General features: G+C 46.6%; 26 protein-coding genes and 2 tRNA genes. 2 read left to right on the plus strand and 26 right to left on the minus strand.

The window, feature by feature from the left end; genetic code table 11:
• Nucleotides 1–45 precede the first annotated feature (45 nt).
• The 8 genes from FWJ59_RS01475 to FWJ59_RS01510 form a co-directional block, all read right to left on the minus strand.
• Nucleotides 46–121, minus strand: a tRNA-Thr gene (locus FWJ59_RS01475).
• Nucleotides 122–415: 294 nt separating this feature from the next.
• Nucleotides 416–1,822 (minus strand): NAD(P)/FAD-dependent oxidoreductase, encoded by a 1,407-nt coding sequence (locus tag FWJ59_RS01480; protein ID WP_414480238.1) that lies wholly within the window; start codon nt 1,820–1,822, stop codon nt 416–418.
• A 278-nt stretch (nt 1,823–2,100) separates the two neighbouring features.
• A complete protein-coding gene (locus FWJ59_RS01485; RefSeq protein ID WP_414480215.1) occupies nt 2,101–2,304 on the minus strand; it encodes a DUF1858 domain-containing protein in 204 nt (67 codons plus the stop codon).
• A gap of 78 nt (nt 2,305–2,382) precedes the next feature.
• Nucleotides 2,383–3,300 carry a homoserine O-acetyltransferase MetA gene (gene metA, locus FWJ59_RS01490; protein WP_414480216.1) on the minus strand — a complete coding sequence of 306 codons (918 nt, stop codon included), beginning with the start codon at nt 3,298–3,300 and terminating at the stop codon, nt 2,383–2,385.
• Between the two features lie 15 nt (nt 3,301–3,315).
• Nucleotides 3,316–4,251, minus strand: a complete 936-nt coding sequence (gene cysK, locus FWJ59_RS01495; protein WP_414480217.1) for a cysteine synthase A — start codon at nt 4,249–4,251, stop codon at nt 3,316–3,318.
• 69 nt (nt 4,252–4,320) lie between these two features.
• Nucleotides 4,321–4,770 carry an RrF2 family transcriptional regulator gene (locus FWJ59_RS01500; RefSeq protein ID WP_414480218.1) on the minus strand — a complete coding sequence of 150 codons (450 nt, stop codon included), beginning with the start codon at nt 4,768–4,770 and terminating at the stop codon, nt 4,321–4,323.
• Between the two features lie 2 nt (nt 4,771–4,772).
• Entirely contained in the window at nt 4,773–6,065 is a 1,293-nt protein-coding gene (locus FWJ59_RS01505; RefSeq protein WP_414480219.1) for a homocysteine synthase, read from the minus strand.
• A 55-nt stretch (nt 6,066–6,120) separates the two neighbouring features.
• A complete protein-coding gene (locus FWJ59_RS01510) occupies nt 6,121–6,573 on the minus strand; it encodes an RrF2 family transcriptional regulator (protein ID WP_414480220.1) in 453 nt (150 codons plus the stop codon).
• Nucleotides 6,574–7,001: 428 nt separating this feature from the next.
• On the opposite strand from FWJ59_RS01510, the gene FWJ59_RS01515 reads away from it, so the two are divergent.
• Nucleotides 7,002–8,507, plus strand: coding sequence for a DnaD domain protein (locus tag FWJ59_RS01515; RefSeq protein WP_414480221.1), 1,506 nt, complete (start codon nt 7,002–7,004; stop codon nt 8,505–8,507).
• 17 nt (nt 8,508–8,524) lie between these two features.
• Nucleotides 8,525–9,556, plus strand: coding sequence for an ATP-binding protein (locus FWJ59_RS01520; RefSeq protein ID WP_414480222.1), 1,032 nt, complete (start codon nt 8,525–8,527; stop codon nt 9,554–9,556).
• 45 nt (nt 9,557–9,601) lie between these two features.
• Here FWJ59_RS01520 and dnaB read toward each other — a convergent pair whose 3' ends face one another.
• From dnaB to FWJ59_RS01610, 18 genes are all read right to left on the minus strand, one after another.
• The gene (gene dnaB, locus FWJ59_RS01525; protein ID WP_414480223.1) at nt 9,602–10,942 is read right to left on the minus strand and encodes a replicative DNA helicase; all 1,341 of its coding nucleotides are present in this window, start codon (nt 10,940–10,942) and stop codon (nt 9,602–9,604) included.
• Between the two features lie 26 nt (nt 10,943–10,968).
• A complete protein-coding gene (gene rplI / locus FWJ59_RS01530; protein WP_414480224.1) occupies nt 10,969–11,415 on the minus strand; it encodes a 50S ribosomal protein L9 in 447 nt (148 codons plus the stop codon).
• On the minus strand, nt 11,412–13,418 hold the full coding sequence (locus FWJ59_RS01535) for a DHH family phosphoesterase (RefSeq protein WP_414480225.1): 2,007 nt from the start codon (nt 13,416–13,418) through the stop codon (nt 11,412–11,414). Before FWJ59_RS01535 ends, rplI begins: the two co-directional genes overlap by 4 nt.
• A 33-nt stretch (nt 13,419–13,451) precedes the next feature.
• A complete protein-coding gene (locus FWJ59_RS01540) occupies nt 13,452–14,432 on the minus strand; it encodes a DUF2232 domain-containing protein (protein WP_414480226.1) in 981 nt (326 codons plus the stop codon).
• Between the two features lie 16 nt (nt 14,433–14,448).
• Nucleotides 14,449–14,772, minus strand: a complete 324-nt coding sequence (locus FWJ59_RS01545) for a MazG-like family protein (RefSeq protein WP_414480239.1) — start codon at nt 14,770–14,772, stop codon at nt 14,449–14,451.
• Between the two features lie 22 nt (nt 14,773–14,794).
• Nucleotides 14,795–15,619 (minus strand): prephenate dehydratase, encoded by an 825-nt coding sequence (gene pheA / locus FWJ59_RS01550; protein WP_414480227.1) that lies wholly within the window; start codon nt 15,617–15,619, stop codon nt 14,795–14,797.
• A 257-nt stretch (nt 15,620–15,876) separates the two neighbouring features.
• Nucleotides 15,877–16,359 carry a regulatory protein RecX gene (locus FWJ59_RS01555; RefSeq protein WP_414480228.1) on the minus strand — a complete coding sequence of 161 codons (483 nt, stop codon included), beginning with the start codon at nt 16,357–16,359 and terminating at the stop codon, nt 15,877–15,879.
• Nucleotides 16,360–16,503: 144 nt separating this feature from the next.
• Nucleotides 16,504–18,366, minus strand: coding sequence for an ATP-dependent zinc metalloprotease FtsH (gene ftsH, locus FWJ59_RS01560; RefSeq protein WP_414480229.1), 1,863 nt, complete (start codon nt 18,364–18,366; stop codon nt 16,504–16,506).
• Nucleotides 18,367–18,566: 200 nt separating this feature from the next.
• Nucleotides 18,567–19,100, minus strand: a complete 534-nt coding sequence (hpt, locus tag FWJ59_RS01565; RefSeq protein ID WP_414480230.1) for a hypoxanthine phosphoribosyltransferase — start codon at nt 19,098–19,100, stop codon at nt 18,567–18,569.
• A gap of 24 nt (nt 19,101–19,124) precedes the next feature.
• The gene (gene tilS, locus FWJ59_RS01570) at nt 19,125–20,510 is read right to left on the minus strand and encodes a tRNA lysidine(34) synthetase TilS (protein WP_414480231.1); all 1,386 of its coding nucleotides are present in this window, start codon (nt 20,508–20,510) and stop codon (nt 19,125–19,127) included.
• 67 nt (nt 20,511–20,577) lie between these two features.
• Nucleotides 20,578–22,977, minus strand: a complete 2,400-nt coding sequence (gene spoIIE / locus FWJ59_RS01575; protein ID WP_414480232.1) for a stage II sporulation protein E — start codon at nt 22,975–22,977, stop codon at nt 20,578–20,580.
• 311 nt (nt 22,978–23,288) lie between these two features.
• A tRNA-Val gene (locus FWJ59_RS01580) sits at nt 23,289–23,361 on the minus strand.
• A 142-nt stretch (nt 23,362–23,503) separates the two neighbouring features.
• Nucleotides 23,504–23,860, minus strand: a complete 357-nt coding sequence (locus FWJ59_RS01585; RefSeq protein ID WP_414480233.1) for a S1 RNA-binding domain-containing protein — start codon at nt 23,858–23,860, stop codon at nt 23,504–23,506.
• 24 nt (nt 23,861–23,884) lie between these two features.
• The gene (locus FWJ59_RS01590; RefSeq protein WP_414480234.1) at nt 23,885–24,172 is read right to left on the minus strand and encodes an FtsB family cell division protein; all 288 of its coding nucleotides are present in this window, start codon (nt 24,170–24,172) and stop codon (nt 23,885–23,887) included.
• A 104-nt stretch (nt 24,173–24,276) separates the two neighbouring features.
• Nucleotides 24,277–24,684, minus strand: coding sequence for a spore cortex biosynthesis protein YabQ (gene yabQ, locus FWJ59_RS01595; RefSeq protein WP_414480235.1), 408 nt, complete (start codon nt 24,682–24,684; stop codon nt 24,277–24,279).
• A gap of 17 nt (nt 24,685–24,701) precedes the next feature.
• Nucleotides 24,702–24,992 carry a sporulation protein YabP gene (yabP, locus tag FWJ59_RS01600; RefSeq protein WP_414480240.1) on the minus strand — a complete coding sequence of 97 codons (291 nt, stop codon included), beginning with the start codon at nt 24,990–24,992 and terminating at the stop codon, nt 24,702–24,704.
• 113 nt (nt 24,993–25,105) lie between these two features.
• Nucleotides 25,106–26,101, minus strand: a complete 996-nt coding sequence (locus tag FWJ59_RS01605) for a SpoIID/LytB domain-containing protein (RefSeq protein ID WP_414480236.1) — start codon at nt 26,099–26,101, stop codon at nt 25,106–25,108.
• Nucleotides 26,102–26,194: 93 nt separating this feature from the next.
• The gene (locus FWJ59_RS01610) at nt 26,195–26,434 is read right to left on the minus strand and encodes an RNA-binding S4 domain-containing protein (RefSeq protein ID WP_414480237.1); all 240 of its coding nucleotides are present in this window, start codon (nt 26,432–26,434) and stop codon (nt 26,195–26,197) included.
• Nucleotides 26,435–26,521 lie beyond the last annotated feature (87 nt).

Raw genomic sequence — 26,521 nt, forward strand, 5'->3', positions numbered from 1 at the left:
CAACACAAATAAAAAAATTCCAAGGGTTTAAACCCTTGGAATTGCTGGAGCTGGCGATGGGACTCGAACCCATAACCTGCTGATTACAAGTCAGCTGCTCTACCAGTTGAGCTACGCCAGCATCTATGGTGATCCAGAAGGGACTCGAACCCTCCATCTTTAGTATAATAGGCTGGCATTCTAACCGGTTGAACTGGTAGGTCGCATTTAATGGTGACCCCGATATGCTTCAAAACCCTGTTACCGCCGTGAAAGGGCGGTGTTCTTAACCACTTGACCACGGGGCCGTAAGTAGTGACCCATTGACGATTCGAACGCCAGACACCTGGATTAACTCCCAGCGCTCTACCGATTGAGCCAATGGGTCACACATCAACCAGTGCAGGTTATCATTGCTTCTATGCAATAGCCCCCATCAAAGCTTTGATATGATATCCCTTGCCACCACTATTCCGGTTACAGATGCCTGCATAAGCCCGCGAGTGATGCCCGCGCCATCCCCAATGGCATATAGGTTCTTAACAGGGGTCTCAAACTTGCTATTCACCTCTATTTTGCTGCTATAAAATTTAACCTCGACACCATATAGCAGCACATCGCGGGAATACAGCCCCGGAGCTATCTTGTCAAAAGCCCTTAGCGCCTCCACTATGGATGTAAGGTAGCGCTGCGGTAGAACATAGCTCAAATCGCCCGGCACAGCGCTCTTTAAAGTGGGAATGGTGGCCGACTTTTTAAGCCTGCTGTAGTCAGTTCTCCTGCCCATAAGCAGGTCCCCTAAGCGCTGCACCATGATGCCGCCGCCGGTCAGCATGTTGGCCAAATAAGCGATATACTTGCCATACTCTATGGGCTGATTGAAAGGCTGCGTAAAACGAGTGGAGACCAGCACGGCAAAATTGGTGTTGTCGGTCTTGAGGGCAGGATCAGCATAGCTATGGCCGTTTACAACCGCTATTTTACCATCATAGTGCTCTTCCGATACCACCCCGCCCGGATTCATGCAGAAAGTCCTCACCTTGTTCTCAAAGGTGTCAGAGTAGTATACCAGCTTGGCCTCATACAAATCCTTCGTGAGGTGATCCATGATCGCATTGGGCACTTCAACCCGTACGCCGATATCCACTTCATTGTTGTAAATGGGTATGCCGTGTTTTTTGGCCTGCTGAGATAACCACTCGGCTCCTGCCCGCCCCGGTGCCACCACCACGTAATCGCAATATATAGTTTCCTTCTGTCCGTGCTTTTGTACAACAACCCCTGTAGCCTTCCCATCGCTTACAACTATATCAACAGCTTCGGTCATGGGACTAAACTCAACGTTGGCCTGACCGGTGAGGTATTCATACATAGCTTTAAGCACGTCAATAGCCTTCTCGGTGCCCAGATGCCTTACACCGCATGGAATGAGGCGTATGTTATACTTCAAAGCCTCGTACTTTATCTCGTCTACCCTAGCCGAATTTACGCCATGCAGCGTCGCATTAGCACCAAAACTTAAATATATATCATCGGCATATTTTATCAGCCGGTTAGCTTCAGCCTCATCCATATAATCCAGAATGCGGCCACCCACTTCGGCGCTTTGGGTCAGCTTACCATCGCTGAAAGCCCCTGCGCCGCCCCATCCGCTTACTATGGCGCAGGGATGACAGTTGGCACATTTCCCCGTTTCCCGTGCAGGGCATGCCCTCCTATTTAAATGGGGCCCTTTGTCTACCATCAACACCTTCAATCCCTTATTTTGCTTGACAAGTTCAAGAGCCGTAAAAATGCCCGCTGGCCCAGCCCCTATTATCACCACATCATATCTTTCCATAATCGACGTCGCGTTCCCTCCTTAAACTTTAAAAAAGACTATAATGACTATATAATACTCCCTTTTTACAAAAAGCTTCTAATAAAGGCCCATACGCAGCCAATTCCTTAACCTTTTAATTAGACCTATTACACGCAAAAACTGCCCTTGGACAATTCCATGCGCCCAATAAATGATACCAGAAAAATCAGCTTAAATCAATCAGCTATATCCATTAGAAAAGCCCCTTCTTACAATTTATTGCAAGAAGGGGCTTGATTCACTCTACCAAAAGCGCCAAGTCACTTATCCTTCAGGTGCTCGTTAAGCGCCTTTACCAATTCGTCTACATCGATCCCGTGAACCGCCGATGCCTCTTCCAGCGTCTCACCGGTGGATATAGGACATCCCAGACAGTGCATGCCAAACCGTAGGAAAATGGGCACTGTACTTCGATCAATCTGCAGCACCTGGGCAATGGTCATGTCCTTGGTCACCTGTGCCATAGCACTACCCCCTTTATTCTTTTTTCTCCTTACATCATACACCTGCTTATGCTAATAATCAATCCCTTTATTTAGATTTTAGCTTATCTCATCTAGATTATACGGTGTCTCCTGATATACATAGTAGTTTAGCCAGTTGGCAAACAGCAAGTTTGCATGGCTACGCCAATTTACAATAGGCGTAGCGTTTGGATCATCCCCTGGAAAATAATTCTTCGGCAGATTTATATTAAGCCCCTTGGATTTGTCCCTCTCATATTCCTCCTTGAGCGTAAGGGGATCGTATTCGGAATGGCCTGTTACAAATACCTGCCTACCATTTTTAGAAACAACTATATAAACCCCCGCTTCTTCCGACTCAGCCAAAATCTCAAGCTCGGGAACTTTGAGTATATCCTCCCTTCTCACCTCGGTGTGCCTGGAATGCGGTACATAGAATACATCATCAAAGCCTCTCAGCAACTTTTCGTTCTTTTTGCACACCCTATGGGGGAATACTCCAAACATCTTTTGTGGCAGCTTATATTTGGGTATTCCATAGTGATAATAAAGCCCAGCCTGAGCTGCCCAACATATATGGAAGGTGGAGAAGACGTGGGTCTTGCTCCACTTCATTATCTCCTTAAGCTCCTCCCAGTAATCCACCTCTTCAAATTCAAGATGTTCTACCGGCGCACCCGTTATAATCATCCCATCAAACTTCTGATCGCGGATTTCATCGAAGGTGGTGTAGAACTTTGTAAGGTGCTCCTTGGAGGTATTCTTGGACACATGGCTCTTGGGATGAAGCAGCACTATATCTACCTGCAAAGGCGAATTCCCCAGGAGGCGCAATATTTGAGTCTCGGTCACTATCTTATTGGGCATGAGATTTAGTATCACGATCTGTAAAGGCCTGATATCCTGATGCAGAGCTCTGTCTTCAAACATCACGAATATATTTTCATTGATCAATGTTTCAGCAGCTGGCAGGTCGTTGGGGATCTTTATTGGCATATCTCATCTCCCTTCCTAGACTTCTTTAAATAGGTCCGTCGATAGATACCTCTCACCTGTATCGGGCAATATTACCACTATGGTTTTGCCCTCATTTTCCTTTCGTTTGGCAACCTGGGTGGCTGCAAAAGCGGCTGCGCCGGAAGATATCCCTACCAGCAAACCCTCGGTCCTTGCAAGAGCTCGAGAAGTGCTGTAAGCCTCCTCGGTTTTCACCGTTATGACCTCATCTATAATGCTGGTATTGAGAACCTCGGGTATAAACCCAGCCCCTATGCCCTGAATCTTATGCGGACCCGGTTTACCTCCCGACAGCACCGGTGAATCAAAGGGCTCTACGGCTATAACCTTTATATCGGGTTTACGCTGTTTCAAAACCTCTCCGACACCGGTAATTGTGCCGCCTGTTCCCACCCCTGCTACCAATATATCAACTTCTCCGTCGGTATCACGCCATATCTCCTCGGCGGTCGTACGCCTGTGAATTTCGGGATTGGCAGGGTTCTTAAACTGTTGCGGCATAAACGAACCGGGTATGCTGGCTGCCAACTCCTCAGCCTTCCTAATAGCCCCCCTCATGCCCTCAGCCCCTGGGGTCAATACCAGCTCTGCACCCAGGGCCTTTAAAAGGCTTCTTCGTTCAAGGCTCATGGTATCCGGCATGGTAAGGATCAGCCTGTAACCCTTAGCAGCCGCTACTAGTGCCAGCGCAATGCCCGTGTTGCCGCTGGTGGGCTCAATAATGGTGGAATTTTTATCTATCAAGCCCCTTCTCTCAGCATCCTCAATCATCGCAAAGCCTATTCTATCCTTGACGCTTCCACCGGGGTTGAAGTACTCCAGCTTTGCAATCAAACGGGCCTTTAAGCCGTTAACTTCACTGTAATTGGTCAATTCCAACAGAGGAGTATTGCCTATGAGATCCGTTAATGTCTTTGCAATCCTGGCCATAATATCATTCCTTCCTTAAAAAGATTTTATTGAAATTCATATTTTTCTTCAAGACTTTATAGTGAAGATTCAGATATAATACATATATCCATCAATTACTTCTTCCTGATAAGCATCAGCCAAATCCTTCAGGGTAATGCCATCTACCACTTGGTTCAGTTCATCCCTTATTCTAGCCCATACATACTTGGTTATGCACTGGCTTTCCCTTACGCACTTCTCCTTCTTTTGTCCTTGCTTTACGCATTTGACAGGAGCCAAATCACCTTCCAGTGCTCTCAAGATGTCGCCCACCGTAATTTGCTCGGCAGGCTTGGCGAGCATATAGCCTCCCGTAGGCCCCCGAACGCTTTTTACCAGCCCAGCTTTCCTAAGGGCAGACAGCACCTGCTCAAGGTATTTCCCCGGAATGTTACGCCTTTCGGCAATGCTTTTTACTGGGACGCTATCTTCTGAAGAGTTGAGCGCCAACTCCAACATGGCTTTAACCCCATACCTTCCCCTAGTCGAGATAGTCATAGTCAACCCTTCACTGCCTTTCTCAAAGCCTGATCCAGGTCGTATATCAGGTCATCTGCATCCTCTATGCCTACTGATATCCTAATCATGTCAGGCGTAACGCCGGCGGCGCGCTGCTCCTCTTCGGACAGCTGAGCATGAGTGGTACTTGCAGGATGGATCACAAGGGATTTGGCATCGGCCACATTAGCCAAATGGGAGAATATCTCCAGGCTATTTATAAACCTCTTGCAGGTATCTATATCGCCTTTTATTCCAAAAGTGAATATAGACCCCGCTCCTTTGGGGAAATACTTTTGGGCCAGTTGATAGTATTTGTTCCCCTCAAGGTTTGGATAATTGACCCATGAAACCGCCGGATGGGATTTCAAATATTCCACAATCTTTCTGGTATTTGACACGTGCTTTTCCACCCTCAAGGACAGGGTCTCAAGGCCCATCAGCAAGAGGAATGAGTTAAACGGGCTTATGCAGGCCCCTGTATCCCGTAACAGCTGGGCCCTGGCCTTCATGATATAGGCTGCAGGACCAAAGGCTTTGGTATAAACCAATCCATGATAGCTGGAATCGGGCTGCGTAAGGCCAGGGAACTTCCCGCTGGCTTCCCAATCGAATTTTCCACCATCCACTATCACCCCGCCTATCGATGTGCCATGCCCGCCTATAAACTTAGTGGCCGAATGTACCACTATATCGGCCCCGTATTCTATAGGCCTTATAAGGTAAGGGGTGCCAAAGGTGTTATCGACGATGAGGGGGATGCCATTGTCGTGTGCAATCCTAGCTACTGCTTCAATGTCCACCAAGTTTATACCTGGATTTCCTATGGTCTCAACGAACAGGGCTTTGGTCCTGTCTGTAATAGCTTTTCTAAAATTATCGGGATCATCGGGATTTACAAATATCACCTTTATGCCAAACTTGCCGAGCGTCACGGAAAACAGGTTGTAGGTCCCGCCGTACAACGTGCTGGCAGATACTATCTCATCCCCGGCTGATGCGATATTCAAAATAGCATACGTGATAGCCGCCGATCCCGAGGCCACAGCCAGGGCTCCCACACCGCCTTCTAGAGCTGCCATCCTCTTTTCGAAGACATCGGTGGTGGGATTCATGATCCTGGTGTATATGTTGCCTTCCTCCTGAAGGGCAAATAGCTTAGCAGCATGATCGGTATCCTTAAAGACATAGGACGTGGTTTGATATATGGGCACAGCTCTTGCTCCTGTAACCGGATCGGGAAGCTGACCTGCATGTACCTGCAGCGTGTCAAACCCAAGCTTTCTTTGGCTCACTTGTATCAACCCCCTAGATACAGGATATAAAGTCTACTAAATTATAGTAAATCAATTAAATATAGTAAATCAATGCCGATGCTTCCATCATCTTTCTATATTCATTTACCAGGTCTTCGATGGTTATGGAATTTAACACGTTGTTGATCCTATCGTTTATCTTGCTCCAAAGGTTTTTCTCCAGGAATTTCTCCATTACATCCTGCATGCCGGTATCCTGCTGGGATGGCTCCACTATCGAAAGCTCGCCTTCCAATACCCTCAGTACATCCCCAACTGTAGTGCTGGCGCTATCGCAGGCCAATATATATCCGCCGCGCGAACCTTTAATGCTCTTTACCATGCCCGCCTTCTTAAGCGCGTTAAACACCTGCTCGAGATACTTTTCCGAAATGCCCTGCCTTTCGGCTATGCTGTTTAGCGCCGTATACCCGCCTTTTGAATTTGAGTATAAAGCCAGGTCAACAATGGCTCTCAACCCATATCTACCTCTAGTGGATATCTTCATTTGCGCTCTGCTCTGCCCCTCCTTTCTTCATTAAATAATGCCCAACGATCTTTTTCTACTAATCCTATATGATTACTGTTATTCATAAATATTACTATACTTGCTTTATATTGTCAAACATATTTTTTCCCGATATTTGAAAATTTTTATTGTAATTTTTGACCTTTTAACTGGACATACTAATCATGCAAATACTCTCATTGCAACCAAAACTTCTGGATGGAAGACCTACACACGGAAAAACGGCAGAAGAGATTAGTAGACAATTGGAAATGGCAAAAAGAATAGCATTTTTAAATGAAGTGCTAAGAATGGCCTTAAGTGAGCCATTAAGCCTATCCCGTCTGCAGCAAACAATCCCTTTCACACGTTGATATTATCCGGGTTTGCTGGTATCATATAATGGAGATAAAGCCTTTATAACGAGGATGATTTTTATGGCTCTGTGTTCGTTTAACAACAACTACCATATGTTTGATGTGACCCCGGTAGAAAACCTATTCATACAGGAATTCATGTTAAAAGCTCCGGGCGATTTCGTAAAGGTGTATCTTTACGGGCTCAAGCAGTGCTATTATCCAGAATACGCCGAAAATTCTCTGGAAAGCTTTGCTAAAGCCTTGGAGCTTGAACAAGAGGTAGTCGTCAACGCATTTCATTACTGGGAAAGACAGGGTATATTGAAAATTATTGAAAACGAGGATGGGAAGTTCGCCGTACAATACTTTAACATAAAGGATATCCTCTATAATAAAAATTTGGACGTCGAGAATACGCTGTACAAGTACAGGGATTTCAACCAAAATCTGCAGCTCATCTTCGATAAACGGCTGCTTACACCGCAGGAATACCTCAAAATATACGATTGGCTGGAAGTCCTTCAACTGCCCAAAGAAGTCGTGCTCATGATGATACGGTTTTATATATCGAAGAAAGGACCTAACATTAGCATCAACTATCTGGACAAAATAGCACAGCAATGGGCTAGGGACGGAATAAACACTCTGCAAAAAGCCGAAGAGTACATAGAGAGCTGTGAATCGTGCTATCAGGACACTGTGGCCATACTCAAATACCTGGGAATTCATCGTGCACCCACCAAGGCCGAACTGGAGCTTTATAAAAAGTGGCGGGATGTGTGGGGCTTTTCGCTCAATACCATACTCCAGGCCTGCAAGGAAACAACCAAAACCAGCTCGCCCAGTTTTGGTTATCTAGACAAAATATTGGAAAACTTCAATAGGCTAGGGCTCAAAACTCCTCAGCAAATAAACCAGTACCTGGAAAACAGGGAAACCATAGCGAGCAAAATAAAGGAAGTGCTCTTTGAACTGGGATACAAGGATACCACCCCTACTCCCGAGTACCAGGCCTTTTACATCAAATGGACAAGCCAATGGCAGTTACAGCACGAGGTCATATTAATTGCATGCAAACAATGCGTGCGCAGAAAGCTGAGCACCAGCTTTGAAATGGTAGATGCCGTACTAAAGCGCTGGGTAGAAAAAGGCCTGCGCACAAAAGAGGATATCAAAGAATACCTCAAGAAAAAACAAGAGCTAAATGAACGGATACAAGCGGTCCTCGAGCGGTTAGGAGAAGAAAGGTCTGTAACGCCGGCTGATCGCAAGCTCTTTCTGAAATGGACCGAGGAATGGAAGCTACCCTATGAACTTATACTCCAGGCTGCTGAATATTCGATAATGGCCGAAAATAAACTTTCGTTCATGAACAAAATCCTATATAGCTGGTATAGCAGCGGTATAAAGACTGTTGAAGAAGCCATAACCGATCATGAACGCCATTTACAAGGGCTATATCTAGTAGCACAAAACAAGCCCTTGAAAAAACAGGTGGATTTCAACAAGTTCCAGCAGCATACTTATACCGATGAAGAGCTAGAGTTACTGTTTGAAGACATCGAAAACGGCTGATTTTGGGGGCATACGCCATGAAAGAAGTGATTCTCAGGGAGATATTGAAGGAGTATGAGGATATACGCCATCGGGAGGAAGAAGCTCTAAGGCAAAGAGAAAATTACGTAATGCAAGTAATACCTGAAATCGCTGATATGCGCCGTGCTTTGGTTGAGGCGATGGCACGGCGCTCCATGGAAATAATAAGGAATCCCAACAGCTTTAGCCATACCCTGGACGATTTGGAACAAAGGATACAGGAGCTAAAGCGCAGAGAAAAAGAATTGCTCGTCGAGCATGGCTTTCCCCCTGATTATCTGTCCATTCACTACCGCTGCCCAAAATGCAAGGATACCGGATACACGGGAGACCTCATAAAGGAAAAGTGCTCGTGCTTTGTTCAAAGGCTAGTTGAAAAAACTTACCAATTGTTCGACATAAAAGAGCTGGAACAGCAAAACTTTGACACCTTCGACCCACAGGTATTTCCTGAAATATCTCTTGAAGGCAGCCGACTAACTCAGAGGGAATACATGATCCAGCTTAAAAATCGTCTCATGGAATATGTAAATCAATTTCCTAACAATGAGAGAAAGACCATACTCTTTTCTGGCAAGACCGGGCTTGGAAAAACCTTTTTGCTCAACTGCATGGCAAAGGCCATCCTGGACAAGGGATACACAGTCATGCGCATTTCGGCATACAAGCTGTTCAATCAGCTGTTTCTCAGCGCTTTGCAGGATAACGAGCAAAATCAGTTCTTATTCAGCTGCCTGTTCGAGGTGGACGTGCTCATCATCGACGACCTGGGCACGGAGACCCAAAGGAACAACTTTACCTCGGAAGACCTATTCAACATCTTGAATGAACGACAGATACAGCAAAAGCACACGTTTTTATCCACCAACTTAAGCCTTGGCGAGATAAAGGAACGGTATTCCGATCGCATTGCGTCGCGCCTTTTTGATACATCCAATACCATGCTGATAAAATTCATGGGCCAGGATATACGGATAAGGGGTAAAAACCAATTGCCTAAGGATGAAAAATTCACCGATCCGGACTAAAACGCAAATCCCATCTTGCACCCATATTGGATTTAATAAAAGCCGTCAGTACTCCTGACGGCTTTTCTCGTAGTTTGCAAATTTAGTATACTGTCCCAACCATACCAGTTCAATGGTGCCGGTAGGACCGTTCCGCTGTTTGGCAATTATTATCTCAGCTATATTCTTCTTATCGGTATTGGGGTTGTAATATTCATCCCTGTATATAAACACCACCAAATCTGCGTCCTGTTCAATTGCTCCCGATTCCCGCAAATCACTTAGCATAGGCCGATGTTGCGTTCTAGCCTCTGGGGCGCGGCTAAGCTGTGACAGCGCGATGACGGGAACCTTGAGTTCCCTTGCCAAGGCCTTTAGCGAACGAGAGATTTCCGATATCTCCTGCTGGCGGTTTTCCGCCCTACCTCTACCTGACATAAGCTGCAGGTAGTCAATTACCACTAGCCCCAGCCCCTTTTCCATCTTAAGCCTGCGCGTCTTGGAACGTATCTCCATGACCGAAAGCCCACCGGTATCGTCTATATATATGGGAGCCTGTGACAGTGGCCCAGCAGCTCTTACCAGCTTTAGCCAATCCTCTTCGCTTAAGTTACCCGTGCGAATCTTCTGCAGTTCTACATTGGCCTCTGAACTCAGCATGCGCTGTACCAGCTGTTCTTTGGCCATTTCCAAGCTGAATATGGCAACCGGCACCTTCTGGCGCAATGCCACATACTGTGCAATATTGAGCACAAAGCTGGTTTTCCCCATGGATGGCCGCGCAGCCACCAGTATCAGGTCTGAAGGATGAAGTCCTGACGTCTTCTGATCAAATTCATGGAAGCCGGTAGGCAAACCTATTATACCGCCCTTTTTCTTGGACAGCTCCTCAATCTTGGTATAGGTTTCAAGGAGGATATTCTTTATCGGCTCAAAGTAATTGGCGACCTGTCGTTGAGAGATTTCAAATATCCTTTTTTCTGCCCTATCCAGAATGACGTCCAGCTCTTCCTGGGCCTCGTAGCTATCCTTTATGATCTCGTTGGATGCTGCAATGAGCTGCCGCAAGATTGATTTTTCTTGTACTATCTCTATGTAATACTTCAAATTAGCCGTGCTGGGAACGGCAACTGACAGGTCGGATATATAAGCCGCACCACCCACTCCGTCCAGGGTACCCTTCTGCCTCAATTCTTCCACAACCGTGACCAGGTCCACCGGCTCGCCGCGATCATATAGGTTCAGCATTGCCTCAAATATTTCTTTATGGGCTTCGGAATAAAAATCTTCAGGCCTTAAAGTCCCGGCCACCACCGAAACTGCCTCGGCATCGATCAGCATGGATCCCAGGACCGATTGCTCGGCTTCTAAATTGTGAGGAGGCATACGCCGCAGCAACTCAGCCATGATAACTCCCTTTCTCCTTTATCGGCTTACTCTGCTTCAACTTTCACTGTCAGAGTAGCTGTAACCTCAGGATACACCTTAACCGTCACCGCATAGTTCCCCGTGCTCTTTATGGGTTCGGGTAGCACAATTTTTTTCCTATCAATATCCATGCCGTGTTGCTTTTTAAGCTCATCGGCAATCTCTTTATTGGTCACCGAACCAAACAGCTTGCCCTCACTGCCGCTACGGGCTTTTATCACCACCGTCAGCCCCGATAAAGCATTGGCCAGTTTCTGTGCCTCTGAAAGCTCCTGCTCTTTACGTCTTATCTCTGCCTGTTTCTTTTCCTTAAGCGCCTTTAAGTTTTGCTCAGTGGCTTCTATGGCCAACTTTTTAGGAAAGAGATAGTTTCTTGCATACCCATCGCTGACATTTACTACATCGCCCTGTTTCCCCTGCCCTTTCACATCTTGAAGTAAGATCACTTTCATCTCTTATTCCCCTCCTCTAAATAATCTTTTAATGCTTTAATGACCTTTTGACGAGCTTCATCAAGGCTAATATTGCCCAACTGCGCTCCCGCAACCGTTAAATGCCCTCCTCCTCCCAGCTTTTCCAGCACCATCTGGACATTCACATTTCCCAACGACCTTCCGCTTATCATGACGTCGTCGCCATTTGCATACAGGACGAAAGAAGTGTGTATCCCCTTTATGGTGAGCAAACTGTCGGCAGCCTGGGCAGCAATAAGCTGGCCGTTTTTGATATCCGGCGGACAGTAAGCCAACGCCACTCCCGGTGCGATTATCTGAGCATTCTTAACCACTTCAGCGCGGCTTAAGAAAGTCTCGAGATCATCCTGGAACAAATGGCGCACCGAGGCAGGATCAGCACCAGCACGCCTGAGATAAGACGCCGCTTCGAAAGTACGTACGCCGGTTTTGAATATAAAATTTTTAGTGTCCACCGTTATCCCTGCCAACAATGCATCGGCCTCCACAGGCTTAAGCTCCACCTTCTCATCAAAATACTGCACTATTTCGGTGACCAGCTCGCTGGTAGAAGAAGCATAGGGCTCCAGATATACCAGGGTGGCATTCTCCACCGCTTCTGCGCTTCTTCTGTGATGGTCTATTACCACCACCTTGTCCACAGCGTTTAAAAGCCGTTGCTCCTCCATAAAGGCTGGACGATGCACGTCCACTACTACCACCACTGCCTGGCGGTCTGCTATGGTTAAAGCCTCATCGGGCGTTATAAAAACATCCCGATATTCTTCATCCTCCATAAGCCTGCTTATCATTGGGCGTATAGAAGGATTGGGCCGGCTCATCACTATATACGCTCGCTTACCTATATGGCGAGCACACCTGTAAATCCCTAAAGCGGCTCCCAGGCAATCGAGGTCGGCTGCCTCGTGCCCCATGATAAATACTCCCCACGACTGGGACATCAACTCCTTCAAAGCATTGGCAATAACCCTGGATTTAACCTTAGTGCGCTTCTCAACCTCTTTGCTCTTGCCCCCATAGAAGAACAGTTTGGTCCCCCGCTTAACTACCGCTTGATCCCCTCCCCGCCCTAGAGCCAGGTCAAGAGCAAATTGCGCATAGTGGCTGAGCTCCAGAGGGTTTTTGCCATCCACCCCTACCCCTATGCTTAAAGTGACGGGAATTCTGTTGCCCGCGCTGATGGATCTCACTGCATCGAGGATCGAAAACTTGTCGTCCTCCAGCGCTTTTAATGCTCTGGCTTCAGCAAACACCACAAATTTATCCCGATCAAACTTCTTCCAGCCCGCATTGAGAGAAATGGCCCACTGGCTCAATATAGACTCAATTTCTGCCATCACCACCGGCCGTTTAGCCTCATCGGTGTTGTTTACCACCTCATCGTAATTATCAACCTGTACTAGCATAACCACCGGGCGCTCGTCATGATACTTTACTTTCAACAAGGCCTCTTGGGTGATGTCCTGCAGATACAGGAATACTATCACCCTGCGGCCGTCTTCCTTGCTATCGCCAATGCCCAGTGGCGTATAAAACAGCCGGTATGTTCTTCCGTTTAGCTCTATCTGGATGCAATCATCCTCTTTATTTTTAAGCAGAGCATAGATGTCCAAATTAGGGATATAGTTTTTTATATTTTTGCCCAGCAGGCTTTCCCCTTCGAACAGCTGGCCAAATCGGGGATTGTACCAGTTAATAGTCCCGTCCAGCTCCACTACTACAAAGGGCATGGGCACGCTAAATACCGCGTTTTTTGTGGACCAGTCTATATTTTCGGAGAGATTCTCAAGATAACGCGTCCATTCAACCCTTCTTATCCGCGTAACCTTCCAGTTGTAGTATACCAAATAGATAAACAGCAAAAATGCCGCAAGGCCCATTCCCCAATTGAAATAACATATGATCGATGAGAGCACCAATATAACGGCTAAATATATGGGATTTTCGGGAACATTAAGCCCCTTCATCGTGGGCTTTTTCACCAATAATTCACCTCAATTCACCTTCTTTATAGGCTACGGTTTCATTCGCTGATAAGCCCATCGCAGCTTGAATACCTGCTCCAAAATCCCCAGGGATATCAGAAGCATTGGAGCAAACACAAAAAGAGCCCCCGCTATTACGGCGCGCAAAATCGTGGGTACCTTGCTCATCTTAAGCTTCATAAAAAAGGTAACAACCGCCAAACCTTGGACTGAAAACACAAACGAACACAAGGACAGCACTGTATAAAATACCACGTCAAAATTTTTCAAATCCAGCAAAGTACCCACATAAGCGATAAGCAATATACCCATAAATCCCCATCCTGCGCCTTTGGGCAACATCCAATCGCTGAATTGCGGCAATTCATTTAACATATACCCCAACTTTTTGAGCGTTATGCGCGATACAAGCATGTTTATGGTTCCATATATCAACGAAAATATCAGCAACGCCGAAGGAACAAATGGTACAAACTGCTCTAACTGCCCTATAACCACCTCTGCAAATTCCCCTGGCGATATGGGCTTTTCTATCAAATTAAGCTGGGCATACAGCTCTATCATGCGGCTAAAATCCACTACATTGCTAGAAAGAAATTGTCGTATGCCGCTGGCTATATATTCAAACACTGTTTGTCCCATAAACCACGAAAATGCCTTTAGCAATATAAGGGTTGAAAGCAACACAGCCCCTGCAGCCATGACGATGTATTCAAACAGGTCAAAACGCTTTTTTATGGCCCAGGAGAGCGTCACTACCAGCGGAAAATTAAGTATGACCACAGCAAAGCCCAAAAACGGATGAAACACCATCCCAAGCAGCAGCCCAGCTATCACAAGCCCCAATATGCCTGCCCAGGGTTCCCTCCTAGCTCCCAGCACAATAAAAGGAACCGGCCAAATGGTGACCACAACGTTTAACACAGGTATAAAAGGCAGTATCACCAACAACACGGCACTTACCGTGGCAATCAGGGCACTTTCCAATACAGCTTTAAACTTTAAATTCATATTGCACACTCCATATTTATTCTCTACTGGCCTTAATATGCTGCTTCAGTTCCGACAAATCACCGTAATTCCTCTCTATCTCGTGCTCCTCCAAAATCCCCAAACGAATCTTGTTTGCAATCCTTTGCTCAATCATACCAAAATGGATCCCCAGCCTCTTGCCCAGCAGGTAAGAAGCCACGATTATGCTGGCAAGGCAATCGGCCAAGCTCTCGGATGAAACCCTGGCACTGCTAACCAACATGCGAAAGAGTTCAGCGACGGAAAGCAATATCTCGCTCTTAAGCCATTCGATGATCTTTACGTTTTTTGCAATGTCCAGCTCCTTCTCGTTATCCATTCGCAAGGTTTTAGCTCCTCTCTTATATAAATCTGGGATATGAACCCAGCACAGCAAAATACTTGCTCTGGCCAGCCAGCTCATCCAGTGCTTCCTGCACCACAGCATCCTGTACATGCCCTTCAAAATCCACCAAAAACAGGTATTCACCCAAGTTTGTCTTCATGGGCCTTGACTCAATTTTGGTAAGGTTTATACCCCTTTCGGCAAAGATCCTGAGGGCGCGATACAGGCTGCCGGGCTTGTGATCCACGCTGAACACGATTGTGGTCTTATCATATCCGGTGGATTGGCTCCGTTGTCTGGACAGGACGACAAATCTGGTACAGTTGCCATTATGGTCCTGAATGTTTTCTTCAATGATGTCCAGGCCAAACACGCTAGCAGCATGTTTGCTCCCTATGGCTCCCCATTCCCGCTCACCTTTGGCTACTTCCCTGGCCGCTGCAGCAGTGCTGGAAGTGGTGCGCAGCTCCACGCCATGCAATTTCTCATGCAAAAATTTGCGGCACTGCGCTAGGGCCTGAGGATGGGACAGCACCACCTTTAGTTCATCCAACCGTACCCCCGGTTTTACCAACAAACAATGATGTATAGGAAGGATGAGCTCTCCGGTTATATATACGCTCACCTCATGAATTATCATATCAACCGTTATATTTACCGTCCCCTCCATGGAATTCTCCATAGGGACTACCGCATGATCTATTTGGCCCTTGTCTACCCCGTATATGAGGTCAGGAATGGTCTGGTATTCCACTAAATCCATCCGCTTTCCCTTTACATACATCAAAGCCGCTTCATGTGTAAAGGTGCCTTCGGGTCCCAGATAGCCTACCTTTTCCATATCTTTCCCCTTTTTAGGATATCATCAAATTAATTGTATACGTCCCATAGCTCTTTGTCAACGTCGCACGCCTTTCCCTTCCCTGTATGGTCAAACAAACAGCTATGCGCCCTTATGCGTTTCCCTATTCCGATACCCATCAAGAAAATTCAACATAAGGTGATCCAAAACGTCATTTAGAATGGACCATTGGCACCAAAAAAACAACTGCTTCCATTGCAAAACAGATTATATCTCATCGCCACTCAATACGGCGTTTATTCCAACCTCCTAATTATCCTCTGAATGAGTTCCCAATCGAATCCCCTGCGCAGCAGAGCCTGGGCAACTTTATGTGCCCTCTCCTTTTCATCTGCTCCCTTATATCTCTCATAGTATTTTTGAGCAAGCCTGTTTGCTACAGCTTCTTCTTGTTCCTCGGAGATGGAGCCCATAACCTCATCTATTAGACCGGCATCCACTCCTTTTTGTCTTAATTCCCACACCATAGCAGCCTTACCTTTCGGATTGTTTCGCAAGCGGCTGTTTACCCAGCTTAACGCAAAAGCCCTATCATCTACAAATCCATATCCTTTCAGCTTTTCCATGGCCTTTTCAATGGCTTCCTCATCAAAGCCCTTTCGCTTTAAATGCTCTTCCACCTCTTTTTGAGTTCTGGAGCGAAAGCCCAGATACCTCAGAGCCATTTGATAAGCCTCTTCTGCTCTTCTCTCTTCATCAGAGCAAAATGTCAATCCCATGGCTGCACCCCTTCTCCCGATATATCGCTGATGGACGGGCATTTACGCCAATGACCACTCGAAACCAGCACTGAAACGTAAAATCCTCATGTTACAAAAAGACGGTGTCTTAAAAACACCGTCTTGTATTGCACTATAGCTATTTTATGCGCTGGCAAATACCTCTTCAAATTCCTCCACATCCAGCTTTTCCTTTTCAAGCAGGGCCTCGGCCACTTTGTGCAGCTTGTTGATGTTCTCCTTGAGCAATGTCTCGGCCCGTTGATAAGCCTCCTGTATGATATTCTTAATCTCGTTATCTATGAGGGCAGCCACCTTTTCGCTGTAATTGCGATACGTGCCCCAATCCCTGCCCAGGAAAATTTCCTCGTACTTGCCTCCGAAGGTTACCGGACCCATGTTCTGGCTCATCCCGTATTCGGTTACCATCTTCCTAGCTATCTGAGTAGCCCTTTGTATGTCATTCGAAGCGCCGGTGCTTATATCATTGAGCACCAATGCCTCGGCGGCGCGCCCACCCAACAACTGAGTAATCTCGTCCATCAGCTCTGACTTTGAAGCGAAATACTTATCCTCTTCGGGCAAGGTCAGGGTGTAACCCCCGGCCATACCGCGGGGGATGATGGATATCTGATGAACAGGATCTGCATGGGGCAATAGCTTTGCAACCACCGCATGGCCTGCCTCATGGTAAGCCACCAATCGCTTATCTTTTTCGGTCATTACCCTGCTCTTCTTCTCCGGCCCTGCAATGACTCTGGTAATAGCCTCTTCCAGCTCGGCCATGCCTATCTGCTTTAATCCCTTTCTAGCTGCCAATATTGCAGCCTCATTCATTACGTTCTCAAGGTCAGCCCCCGTAAATCCGGCCGTCCTTTTGGCCAAAACCTTTAAATCCACTTCGGGAGCCAAAGGCTTACCCCTCGAATGAACTTTCAGTATCTCTTCTCTTCCCTTTATATCGGGTATACCAACCGTGATGCGCCTATCAAACCTGCCCGGCCGCAACAGCGCCGGATCCAAAATATCTGGGCGGTTGGTAGCGGCAATCACTATAATACCTTCGTTGACAGAAAAACCGTCCATCTCAACCAGCAGTTGGTTGAGGGTCTGCTCGCGCTCGTCATGGCCCCCGCCCAATCCGGCACCACGATGGCGCCCTACCGCATCTATCTCATCTATAAATATAATACAGGGGGAATTCCTCTTGGCCTGTTCAAACAGGTCGCGTACCCTGGCCGCACCTACACCCACAAACATCTCTACGAAATCGGAACCGCTTATGCTGAAGAAGGGTACACCGGCCTCGCCTGCCACTGCTTTGGCCAGCAGCGTCTTACCTGTGCCGGGTGGTCCCACCAGCAGGATGCCTTTGGGAATACGAGCCCCCAACTCCAGGTACTTTTTGGGATTCTTAAGAAAATCCACAACCTCCTTCAGCTCGTATTTTTCCTCTTCAGCGCCTGCCACATCGCTGAAGGTAACCCTGTGCTTGGTATCGGTATGGAGCCTGGCACGGCTTTTGCCAAAGGACATAACTCGGTTACCACCGCCCTGGGCCTGTTGCATGAAGACAAACCAGAATACCACAAACAACAGGATGAGCACTACAAAGGGCAATAAATTAAGCCACCACGGTGGCTCTGCCGGCGGCTGTGGATCCCACTCAAAGCCGAAATCGGCTGGCGTGATCTGATCAGGTGACGTACCCAACCGCCTTGCCTCGGCAGCCTTTACGTCTTCAACAAAAGTCTCCTGTGAAGGCAGATATACTTCAAAATCATATTTATCCGGAAAAATATTTACATATTTGGAGCCCTTTTTTACGCCTATAGCAGCATTTTCCACAGTTCTTAGCTTGGCAATATTGCCCTTTTCAATCTCGTTGATCAACTCAGGATACGAAATCCTCTTTGCCCCCGTATCAAAATCCAGCAATGTTACCAAAAATATTATTGCAACCAATAAAATAAGATAAAAGCCTGGGCCCCTCAAAAACTTTTTCAAACCCAGCCCTCCTTTTCTGTTATTGCTGCTTTCTATATAATACACCCTTTTCTGGCAACGCAAACACACTTTTTGCCTGCGCTCCCACCAGCTTTTGGTTAAACCTGGCGCTACTACGCACATAACATTCCTTTTTTATTGTATCACAGTCGCACTTCATAATGCAACGCAACTTTTCTCCAAAAGTCGAAGGAGAAAAGTCATTCGACCTTATCAGGGTCCAGCACGCAGATATACGGCAGATTGCGGTATCTCTCAGCGTAATCGAGCCCATACCCCACTACAAACTCATCGGGGATGCTGAACCCTACATAATCCACCTTCACCGGCACTTTACGCCTGGAAGGCTTATCCAGGCAGCAGCATATCTTCAAGCTCTTGGGATTGCGCGAAAGCAGCAGCTCTGTCAAATAGTTGAGAGTAAGGCCGGTATCTATAATGTCTTCTACTATGAGGACATCCTTCCCTTCTATCTCTTCATCCAGGTCCTTGAGTATGCGAACCACGCCCGACGAGCGGGTGGAACTTCCATAGCTGGATACCGCCATAAAATCTATAACCAATGGAAGTTTTATGTGCTTTACAAGATCAGCCAAAAACAGCACTGAACCCTTGAGTATCCCCACCAACACCAAATCCTTACCCTGATAGTCCCTGGTAATCTGTTCCCCCATTTCAGCTATACGCCGCATCAACGTTTGTTCATCAATTAAAATTCTTCCTACCTTCTCCATCTTCTCCTTCCCCCTTTACCGACTTTATATCTTTCGTGCTTCAAGCTGTATAACATTACGGGTCATGGGCGTAATCTTGTAATCATCATGAATTTGCAAACCTACCACCCATATTATGTTTTTTTCATCCACTACCAGCGGAATGCCGTCCCTTTCATGCCGGGGCACCTTTCTATCAATAAAGTATTCCTTTAATTTCTTTGTCCCCTCCATGCCAAAAGGCTTGAAGCGATCGCCTTGTCTCCTGTTACGAATCCGCAGCCTTCCTACGATGACATCCCCATCAATATAAACCCGCCAAGGCGAAGAAAAAGATACTTCCTCACGCGGCACCCGCTGGGCTACCACTTCAATCCCGCACTCTTTTACGGTAACGCTGGCGGGAACATCTAAAGGGTATTCAAACGGCTGCACTGGCCGCCGCAATTCTCCCCTCCACACCACAATGTCGCCATAATCTTTCAAAACCCTTATGCCACTGGGCAACATCAGCATGGCGCCGGTAGTACAATTAGACGCCATATCCAATACCTCTTCAACGTGATTTGCACCTATATTATCGAGGGTTCCACTCATGGCCCTTAAAGCCATTCTCAGCACCCTACGCCTGACGGCAATGGGCTGCATCAAAAAGCCTTGTAAATCAATTCTAAGCTGGTTTTGATTTGAAACCCTCACCAACTTATCGTACTCTTTCCGACAGTAATCCTGTAGGAATTCCTCCTCATCCCGTATGATGGTCCCCATCCTGACAAGCGCATCCACGATGTTGGGATTGAAGTGCTGCTTTATATAGGGTATCAGCTCATGCCGTATCCGATTGCGGGTATAAGCGACATCCTGATTGGTAGTATCTAGCCTGAAATCCAAACCATTTTGATGACAGTATTCTTCTATCTCTGCCCTTGAAACCTCTATGAGGGGCCGTATAATCTTGTTTTGTCTAACCGGCCTTATCCCCTGAAGCCCTTGCATGCCAGTCCCACGCAATATGTGGTGCAAAATGGTTTCGGCCTGGTCATCGCGATTGTGCCCCAGCGCAATCTTATGCCCTCGTATGTCCTGCAAGACCTCATCAAAAAATCGATAACGGACAATTCTACCTGCCTCTTCTAAAGTCATACCCCATTCATCGGCCAGCCTGGGCACATTAGCTCTTTCAACAAATAAAGGGACATCCCACTGCTGACATAGCTGCGCCACAAATTCAGCATCCTGGTCAGCAACAGTGCCCCTAATTCCATGATGTACATGAGCAGCATAAACCTCTATGCCCATGTCCCTTTCAATTCGTTTTAAAACATGCAGCAATGCTACAGAGTCAGGCCCTCCAGAGATACCGACCAACACTCGCTCGCCAGATAGCAACATATTGTACTTGTGAATGGTGTGGAGAACCTTCGACAGCATCCCATCACCTTTTGTACTAGAATACTAACATTTTAGCTTTTTTACAAGCATTTTTCAAGGGCAATTTTTATGAAAAATACGGTTTCCATATACGGCTTACCATCACTGTCATGTCATCTCGTGCAATGCCATCAGCCTGTTTCAAAACCTCATTCATTATATGGTCAGCCAGCTCCTGGGGATTGCAGCTATCTAACTTTGAGATCACCTCAACCATCCACTCCTCTGGGTTGACATGTACATCCACGCTATCCAGTACCCCATCAGTTACCATCACAATCATATCCCCGTCTTCGAGTACTTCCTTCACGCTTTCCGGTTGGATATCCTCCAAAATTCCCATGGGCAATGCTGGCGCCTTTATCACCTTTACCGTATCCTTCTTCTTTATAAACGTGGACGCCGCCCCAATTTTAATAAAATCGGCACTTCCCGTCACCAAGTCTATAACGCACAGGTCAGCGGTAGCAAATATCTCTTCCCTGGAGCGGAGTATCAATACAGAGTTTACGGTCTGAATGGTCAGATTGAGGTCAAAACCAGCCTCCAAAAAATTCTCCAGCAGAGAAACGACTATACTGCTCTGGGCATCGGCCCTACTCCCCGACCCCATTCCATCGCTTAAAACCAGCAGGTATTTACCATCATCTACCTGGATGGATGAGTAGTTATCGCCGCACACATCGGCAAATTCCCTGGCTTTTCTAGCAATTCCGGTCATCACCTTATACCTTTGAGCTTCAACGAACTTAAGAACACACTCCTGCTTGGAGCAAATCCTGCTCTCATCGCTTTTGCACGACATGGGTTTTTTCACCACTTCCCTTACAACCTTTTCGATAATCCGCGTACACTCCCTTCGTGCACCGCACGGCTTTTTAACGATGTTCACCTCCATCCTTCCATCGGCTTTTTCTATCACCGTAACATTTTTTACGCGTATGCCCCTTTTGTCCAACTCCAGCAATATTGACTCTTCTAGATCCTTTTTAAAACGTATATCTATGTCAAGCTGTTGTGCTAGGCGGGTTATCACCTTGGATACCCCTTCCAGCTGCTGGGCTACCAGACTTCTGCACTCATCTATCTTTTGCTGCCACCTGTAATTGAATTTGTAAGCCTCATAAGCCTGGGTCACAGCCTCTATAACCTGATCGACGCGAAGGCAAGCCTTGCAGAAATCTTCCGATAAATCTTCCTTTCGTATGTTTCCCTTGCTTTCCACTATGCCTATCAAGTCGAACATGTAGTTGTACGTGGCGTAAAAATTACGTTGCCAACAATTTCGATAAAAGGTACACCCGATACAAACCTCGCTTGCTACCACATCCAGCAGCCTATTTATGCTTTCCTTCCCCTTTATCACATCAGATTGGGAGATCTGAGAAAATGCCTGCGCAAGGTTGTGAAATACCCGTGAAAACTCTTCTAACCTGCTTACAGTAAGCTCCTTTAGCTTGGATGTATATCTATTGCCATCTCTGGCGAGGCTCAACCCTGCATCCCACAAGGCCCGCACATACTCAATAGCCCTGGGGGATACGAGAAGCAATATACAGCTGGAGGTTGCAATTTCTTTAAAGGACAGTATGGTCACCGTCGAACGATTGATATAAAAAGTCATAAAGGCATTGGATAGGATAAACGCCAGGCTGGATCCAGCTCTCCCCAAATCTTTAAATGCTCCTGCCATCATTCCGCATACGGTGAAAACTCCTATAAGTTCAATAGCCGGTTGAGTGGCCATGGAAAGAAAAAGCCCGACGATGCATCCTATAGCTGCTCCCATCCCCGCACCGCCTATGTAAGCAGACACCAATACCAGCGCAGTTGCAAACACATTGCGAAGAGACAGGCCAAAAAGGTTAGTCTTCCAAAATCCTACTGTCAGCAGCGCCAAAAAGACGGCAATGCCAATGGCTTCATAGTTGGCTAGCACGCGACGAGACTTTATATTGATGATTAAATCCACCGTTGGATTGAACACATAGACCATGACCAATCCGATAATGCTTTCCAGCCCGGCCAGGATCAAATCATAAAACAGCATCCCCCGGAAGTAGGCATATGTGATATTTACCATCATGAGCGCAATGCCTGCAGCCAAAGCGGCATGCAATACGCTCCATTCCTTTCGCCTTACAAAAGGAATCTGGCTATAAACGAAAAGGAGACAGGTTGTCAACGCATACTTCAGCACGAAAGCCTGCAGGCCAAGGCTTACAAACCCCGCTATGACCGCAACTAGATATACGGCTGCATTTTTCTTCTTTCTGGATATAATGTTGGCATACAATGCAACACCAAAAGGTGCCACTTCTTCAAATATGACAGCTCGTCCCATTAAAAAGCATAGCATGCATGCCAAAAACTCATAAATCAATTGTTTCCAGCCTATCGATGGGATGGTCATTCGCCTAATGGCTTGTCCTTCAAGCCCCTGGTAAGAGTATGCTCCCCTTTGCATCTCGCCACACCACCCGTGCTACCTTTTTATGTACAATCCAACAAGGCACACTCATTATACCAGAGCCGGGGCAAATATTTTGTCAATATTAGGAAATTGATTTCCAAAACTTTACGACATAAACCTTAAAAAAAGCGAAAAAGCTGCAGACATCCCAAAATATCTGCAGCTTTTTCCAATGATGTCCTTACAATGTAGTTTGCGACGATATCTTATAAGAAAGCGCTACTTAAGCCTACCCGCTGGGGAATAAAATATCGGCTCAAAGGCAATAAAAAACTCCGACATAACTTCGGAGTGCTCAAACGTTGAGGGCGCAATAGGACTCGAAGCTATGGCACCTTGCTTGTAAGGCAAGTGCTCTCCCCGCTGAGCTATGCGCCCGTTAATGGCCAATATTTACTTTCCAACAATGGTGACAGCCAACGGATTGAAACAGCTGCCTTTTTGAGCCGCCATAAAGACACACCTGGTTGCAAGGGAGGAATTTGGATCATCGACCTTCATTCAAAATATCCCGTCGCTTTCAGCCCCTGCCACGCCAATATCCTCCGCCGCGCTTAGCCTCCCTGTTTCTCTTTATATCCTGAAGCCTTTCCTCGCTCTCCTTCATGAACTTGGCCAACCGTTCCTCAAACGTCATTTCTTTCTCCTGCGCTCTGCGGATCGACAGGTTTATCCTCCCCTTCTCGTCTATGGATAAAACCTTAACCATTACCCTATCATCTTGTTTCAGGTGTTGGTGTATATCCTTAACATAGATATCGGCAATTTCGGATATGTGCACCATGCCGGTCTGGCCATCAGGCAGCACTATAAACGCTCCAAATTTGGTAATACCCGATACCCTGCCTTCAAGAATTTGTCCTACCTCAACAGGCATACAGAAATGGTTTCCTCCCTTTCATCAGTTCTGTTTTTCGATAAACTTTATCTCTCCCTTTTTTACCCACCCAAAGCGTTCCCTAGCCGCCTTCTCAATATACTCCTCCGACTTTGTATATTCGATCTGGCGCTCCAACTCTGCATTATACTCCTCTACCTGCTGTATCTGCTGCCTCAAGTACTCCATCCGGGCATACTGCTCTTGCATCTTCAATTCTTGCTGGATAAAAGTAAAGATGAAATAGCCCATTACCAACAGTGCAAGAAAGAGCTTAACTCTTGGCTTGAGCGCATACCTCTTCCTGGCCATGCAATCACCTTCTCAAAACGTAAACTGGCTTCAGCCATCATAAGATAAATGCAAAAACAAACTTAACTTTTTATATTATTCGACGCGCAACATAAAAATCCTTTTTACGCCTTAATTTTAGCTTTAATTTTATCGATAAAATTAAACAGGGCTTGAAAAGGCCATGACACCAGTCTAATAGCACCCTTAAAGCCCTTTTCTATAGCTGTGTACACATAGATCAACGCCTTTATGACCCATGGGCTTATTGTCAACAGATAAAGGCTCCACCCCATTGCTAGTCCAATAAAATTGTAAAATCTCACTTCTCCATCGTTGGCATATAATAGCGCCATGAATACCAGGGCGGCTACAACCAGCCAAAAAAACAGGTCCATTATGCCCACAAGCCACGGCCTGGGTTTAAAGATCCTGCGAATCACCCTGTTTAAATCGTAGATAAAGCCAACCAACATTCCCGTATAAACTGTAGCTAGAAAAACGTATGCCTGATTGGTTGTTGACATGAGCATACAAACTGCACCCTTTTTTATCTGAACAATCTACTAAAAAAACCAGAACCTTTTCCACCTATTCCATCATGATCGCTGTACTGTAAGGCTATGATCTCTCCCTCGACTATGAGCTGCCCCTCCTCCAGGTTCAACTTGTTTATGTGGAGATCCTGGCCGTGAAGGGTGATATAGCCCATATCGGTGAGCAGTACCACCGTTGCCTCATCAAAACTATCCACATCAACTACTCCTGTTATGGTCACCTTTTCGCGGTTTTCCATAAGCACGCTGTGGCTCCTGCTTCGTACGGCCTTTTTGTCATCCATCTCCCTAATCATCCCATTCCCCCCTGATACAATACCTTACTTGATTATATGACCGTTCTTTCGGGGATATGCATACAAAAGCCCGGCTTCATATTGCCGGGCTTGATGGACCTTTATTGCCACATCTTCACGATTTCAACGCCTTTGAAATAATGATTGATGATCTCCTCTGCCTTTTTCCCCTCTTTGGCCATGTTATAAGCCCCCCATTGGGACATGCCCACGCCGTGTCCATAACCCCTGCCTTTGAATATCACGCGATCGCCTTCTATTCCCACCTCATCCAGCAGCGTCGATTTCATCTTAGTGCTGCCCAGCGCAATGCGCAGCTCGGGCGCCGAAACCGATATGGAATCCAGCACGATTTCCATGGCCCGCCCTGACGGCCCTCTCTTGCCTATCTTTATGCTCGAAAAATCTTCTATCTGTTTGCCCATCTGTTGAACAGCCTGTATGACTTCTTGCTTTGAAAATTCAGCAACCCAGTTCTTCTCCTCGGGGGGAATGAGCGAAGAGTCATCGGGGGAGTCAACCACCTGTATGTAAGGGGGATTACCTTCCTTGTATCCCAGGCCCTCTACTGCCGTCGCCGTTTTGCCTCCGGCATTGGAATGGAACCAGGCATTCACATAATCCCCATCATATACCATTACCTGCCCTCTGGTCTCGTTTACCGCCCTCCTTATTCGATCATTGACAGCCTCCTGATTCCATGCCTGGGCTTCTTCAATATCGGTCGAAATATGGGCATTGCCGTATTTGGATTGGCCTTTGTCCTTTATGAATTTAAGCACAAAGGTTCTCGCAATAATGGCCTGGGCCTTGATGGCCTCTATCGGCCAATCGTTCTTAATCTCGCCTGCTACAACGCCAGCCACGTATTCTTCAAACGCCATCTCCTGCACCCTGTCCTCTTCCTTTATATATACTTTAAGTCGGGGCTCTTGCCCCTCGGTACTCCCTAAAGCCTCAGGAATAGCCGGCTTTTTCTTGGTTTTCTCCGGAATCGACGGCTCAGATCTCCTTATCCCGGTACATCCTGATATCAGCAATAAAAATACCACAGCCACCATCAAAAATCTGTTCCACTTCGATTTTATCGCCCTCATCCTTATACCTCCTGTAGCCCATAGCTATTTCATTGTACTAAGCTTCAGTGACTAGTATTTGCTTAAGCCCAGGAGGTAATACATACTACCAAACTACAGCTCCCTGTACATCTTGGGGGCTTCACCTTTGGCAACATGTTCGGACACCGACAGCACCTCAAAACGCCGTATATTCTCGCCAAACTGTATCTCTATTACATCGCCCACCTTTACCTCTGTGCTGGGCTTGGCCACCTTGCCGTTTATGAGAACCCTCCCTTGGCTGCAAGCTTCATTGGCCACCGTCCTCCTCTTTATAATCCTGGACACCTTTAAAAATTTATCTATTCGCACGACTTTAACCCTCCAAAAATTAAGCCCGAATTTTTTAAAACTAGTATACAATTCCCCTGAAACCTTTTCAACCGCATCCTACCCTCA

This window comes from Caldicoprobacter sp., assembly GCF_047459465.1.
GTDB lineage: Bacteria > Bacillota > Clostridia > Caldicoprobacterales > Caldicoprobacteraceae > Caldicoprobacter.

What these genes read in the sequence shown, in the direction of transcription:
- FWJ59_RS01485 (WP_414480215.1), bottom strand. Translation starts at nt 2,304, where the DNA reads ATGGCACAGGTGACCAAGGACATGACCATTGCCCAGGTGCTGCAGATT.
- metA (WP_414480216.1), bottom strand. Translation starts at nt 3,300, where the DNA reads ATGCCAATAAAGATCCCCAACGACCTGCCAGCTGCTGAAACATTGATC.
- cysK (WP_414480217.1), bottom strand. Translation starts at nt 4,251, where the DNA reads ATGGCCAGGATTGCAAAGACATTAACGGATCTCATAGGCAATACTCCT.
- FWJ59_RS01500 (WP_414480218.1), bottom strand. Translation starts at nt 4,770, where the DNA reads ATGACTATCTCGACTAGGGGAAGGTATGGGGTTAAAGCCATGTTGGAG.
- FWJ59_RS01510 (WP_414480220.1), bottom strand. Translation starts at nt 6,573, where the DNA reads ATGAAGATATCCACTAGAGGTAGATATGGGTTGAGAGCCATTGTTGAC.
- FWJ59_RS01515 (WP_414480221.1), top strand. Translation starts at nt 7,002, where the DNA reads ATGATTTTTATGGCTCTGTGTTCGTTTAACAACAACTACCATATGTTT.
- FWJ59_RS01520 (WP_414480222.1), top strand. Translation starts at nt 8,525, where the DNA reads ATGAAAGAAGTGATTCTCAGGGAGATATTGAAGGAGTATGAGGATATA.
- dnaB (WP_414480223.1), bottom strand. Translation starts at nt 10,942, where the DNA reads ATGGCTGAGTTGCTGCGGCGTATGCCTCCTCACAATTTAGAAGCCGAG.
- rplI (WP_414480224.1), bottom strand. Translation starts at nt 11,415, where the DNA reads ATGAAAGTGATCTTACTTCAAGATGTGAAAGGGCAGGGGAAACAGGGC.
- FWJ59_RS01540 (WP_414480226.1), bottom strand. Translation starts at nt 14,432, where the DNA reads ATGAATTTAAAGTTTAAAGCTGTATTGGAAAGTGCCCTGATTGCCACG.
- FWJ59_RS01545 (WP_414480239.1), bottom strand. Translation starts at nt 14,772, where the DNA reads ATGGATAACGAGAAGGAGCTGGACATTGCAAAAAACGTAAAGATCATC.
- pheA (WP_414480227.1), bottom strand. Translation starts at nt 15,619, where the DNA reads ATGGAAAAGGTAGGCTATCTGGGACCCGAAGGCACCTTTACACATGAA.
- FWJ59_RS01555 (WP_414480228.1), bottom strand. Translation starts at nt 16,359, where the DNA reads ATGGGATTGACATTTTGCTCTGATGAAGAGAGAAGAGCAGAAGAGGCT.
- hpt (WP_414480230.1), bottom strand. Translation starts at nt 19,100, where the DNA reads ATGGAGAAGGTAGGAAGAATTTTAATTGATGAACAAACGTTGATGCGG.
- tilS (WP_414480231.1), bottom strand. Translation starts at nt 20,510, where the DNA reads ATGCTGTCGAAGGTTCTCCACACCATTCACAAGTACAATATGTTGCTA.
- spoIIE (WP_414480232.1), bottom strand. Translation starts at nt 22,977, where the DNA reads ATGCAAAGGGGAGCATACTCTTACCAGGGGCTTGAAGGACAAGCCATT.
- FWJ59_RS01585 (WP_414480233.1), bottom strand. Translation starts at nt 23,860, where the DNA reads ATGCCTGTTGAGGTAGGACAAATTCTTGAAGGCAGGGTATCGGGTATT.
- FWJ59_RS01590 (WP_414480234.1), bottom strand. Translation starts at nt 24,172, where the DNA reads ATGGCCAGGAAGAGGTATGCGCTCAAGCCAAGAGTTAAGCTCTTTCTT.
- yabQ (WP_414480235.1), bottom strand. Translation starts at nt 24,684, where the DNA reads ATGCTCATGTCAACAACCAATCAGGCATACGTTTTTCTAGCTACAGTT.
- yabP (WP_414480240.1), bottom strand. Translation starts at nt 24,992, where the DNA reads ATGGATGACAAAAAGGCCGTACGAAGCAGGAGCCACAGCGTGCTTATG.
- FWJ59_RS01605 (WP_414480236.1), bottom strand. Translation starts at nt 26,101, where the DNA reads ATGAGGGCGATAAAATCGAAGTGGAACAGATTTTTGATGGTGGCTGTG.